The sequence below is a fragment of the Massilia sp. CT11-108 genome, from assembly GCF_047302915.1.
In the GTDB taxonomy this organism is placed as follows: Bacteria; Pseudomonadota; Gammaproteobacteria; order Burkholderiales; family Burkholderiaceae_D; genus Telluria; species Telluria orientalis.
This window is the reverse complement of sequence record NZ_JBKYMO010000644.1, coordinates 1-2,662: the sequence shown is the minus strand read 5'-3', so window position 1 is coordinate 2,662 and position 2,662 is coordinate 1. Positions and strand designations below refer to the sequence as shown.

2 protein-coding genes are annotated in these 2,662 nt (G+C 66.4%); both read left to right on the top strand.

All coding sequences use genetic code 11. The features are described 5' to 3' along the window. The coding region (locus ACEN88_RS28815; protein ID WP_413345211.1) for a response regulator at window positions 1–474 on the top strand (474 nt) is incomplete at its 5' end. Beyond that, window positions 471–2,627: an EAL domain-containing protein gene (locus ACEN88_RS28810; protein WP_413345209.1), complete on the top strand. Its 2,157-nt coding sequence runs from the start codon at window positions 471–473 to the stop codon at window positions 2,625–2,627. The genes ACEN88_RS28815 and ACEN88_RS28810, both read left to right, overlap by 4 nt. Window positions 2,628–2,662 lie beyond the last annotated feature (35 nt).

Sequence of the window (2,662 nt, the reverse complement as noted above, 5' to 3'; positions counted from 1 at the left end):
CCCCCCCCCGCGCCCCCGCCCGCGGCCGCGGCGCGGGATCCGCTTGCCGTCGGCCATGGCTACACCTTGCTGTATGTGGAGGACAATCCCGCCAACCTGAAACTGGTCGAATCGATCATCGCGCTGAGCCCGGACCTGCGCCTGCTGTCGGCGCCGGATGCCCACCTCGGCATTGCGCTGGCGCGCGCGCATACGCCCGACCTGATCCTGATGGACGTGCACCTGCCCGGCATGAGCGGCATCGACGCGCTCAAGGTCCTGCGTGCCGACCCCGCCACGGCGGACATACCGGTGATCGCCGTCAGCGCCAGCGCCATGTCGCACGACATCGCACTGGCGATGAGCAATGGTTTTTTCCGATATGTCGCCAAACCGATCGATATCGCAGAATTTTCCGCCGCGATCGACAGCGCGCTGGAAGCCAACGGCGCCGTTCGCCGTCCAACCATAGCGGAGCGAAAAGAGGGGCCATGATTTCCTTATCCGACATCCATCGTGCCCGCATCCTGATCGTCGACGACCAGGAAGCAAACGTCAAACTGCTCGGCTATATGCTCGAAGACGCGGGGTACACGTGCGTCACGCTGGCTACCGACTCGCGCACCGTGCTCGACCTGCACCGCGCGAATCGCTACGACATCATCGTGCTCGACCTGAACATGCCGCACATGAACGGCTTCCAGATCCTCGAGGGCCTGCGGCCGCTGGAAAGCGACGGCTACCTGCCGGTGCTCGTAGTCACCGCCGAGCCCGCGCACAAGCTGCGCGCACTGGAAGCCGGCGCCAGGGATTTCGTCAGCAAGCCGTTCGACCAGGTCGAGGTGCTCACGCGCATCCGCAATATGCTCGAGGTGCGGCTGCTGTACACGGCGACACGCGAATATGGCCTGCGCCTGGCCCGCTTCGACACGGTCACGGGCCTGCCGAACCGCATGCTGATGCACGCCTCGCTCGACCAGGCGCTCGCGCAGGCGCAACGCGACGGCGAGATGGTCGCGGTGATGGCGATCGACCTGGACCGCTTCAAATACGTCAACGATACGCTCGGCCACGTCGGCGGCGACGAGTTGCTGTGCCAGTTCGCGCAGCGCCTCGGCGACTGCGTCCCCGCGCGCGCCGCCCTGGGCCGCGTCGGGGGCAACCAGTTCGGATTGGTACTGGCGGGACCGCAAATGCAGCATGACGTGCTGCAGATCGACCAGCGCATCAGGGCGGCCCTGCGGCGGCCCTTCGCCCTCGAGACGCAGCACTTCACGATGACCGCGAGCATCGGCGTCGCGCTTTATCCGGCCGACGCCACCGATGCGGCGACCCTGCTCAAATATGCCGATACGGCGTTGCACCAGGCCAGGGCCGAGGATCGGGGACGATGCCACTTCTTCACCGATGAAATGAACGTCCAGGCGCGGCGCCGGCTGACGATCGAGAACGCACTGCGCGCGGCCATCGGCAACCATGAGTTCGAGCTCCATTACCAGCCGAAGGCCGGGATCAATACCGGCCGCATCACGGGGGCCGAGGCCCTGCTGCGCTGGAATCGTCCGGGGCACGGCCTGATATCGCCGGGAGAGTTCATTCCCGTGCTCGAGGACACCGGCCTGATCGTCGAGGTCGGAAGCTGGGTGATCGACGCCGCATGCCGGCAGATTGCAGCGTGGACGGGCGTGATGTCGGCGCCGATGCATATCGCCGTCAACGTCTCGGGCCGCCAGTTCGCGGGCGGCGGCCTGGAGACGGCCGTGCTGGAGGCGATCGACGCGCATGGCATCGACGCCGGCATGCTGGAGCTCGAAGTGACCGAAAGCGCGCTGGTCGACAATGTGGAATGCGCGGTCGCCACCCTCCAGCGTCTGCGGGCGCGCGGCGTGCGCGTGTCGATCGACGACTTCGGCACCGGTTATTCCAGCCTGGCCTATCTGAAACGGCTGCCGCTCGATGCCCTGAAAATCGACATCGCGTTCATCCGCGAGGTCACGACCAATCCGGACGATGCGGCCATCACGGAGGCCATCATCGGCATGGCGCACAGCCTGAAGCTCGACGTGATTGCCGAGGGCGTGGAAACGGTGGCCCAGCTGTCCCTGCTCAGGCGCTATCGCTGCGACCAGATGCAGGGTTTCTACTTCAGCCGCGCGGTGCCCGCGCAGCAGTTCGAGGCGATGCTCCGTCAAGGCGCGGCCCTGGCGCTGCCGCAGGACCTGGCGGCGGCACCGCCGCGTACCCTGCTCATCATCGACGACGAGCCGAGCGTGCTCGCGTCGCTCAACCGCCTGCTGCGCCGCGACGGTTATCGCATCCTGACGGCATCGGGCGCGGCGGAGGGATTCGAGATGCTGGCGCTCCATCCCGTTCACGTCATCCTGTGCGACCAGCGCATGAGAGGGACGAGCGGCACCGAGTTCCTCGGTAAAGTGAAGGAGATGTATCCCGACACGTTCCGGATCGTGTTGTCGGGGTACCCCGACCTCGACACCATCATGGACGCGGTCAACCTCGGGGCGCTGTATCGCTTCTTTACGAAACCATGGGACGACGAGGTGCTGCGCGGCAGCATACGCGCCGCGTTCCGGCACTACTGGCAATTGCACGGCATGGAGCCGGACAATGGCCGGCCGGCGCCGCCGTAAGAGGCCTCAGGCGCGCGCCGTGCCGGGCATTGTCC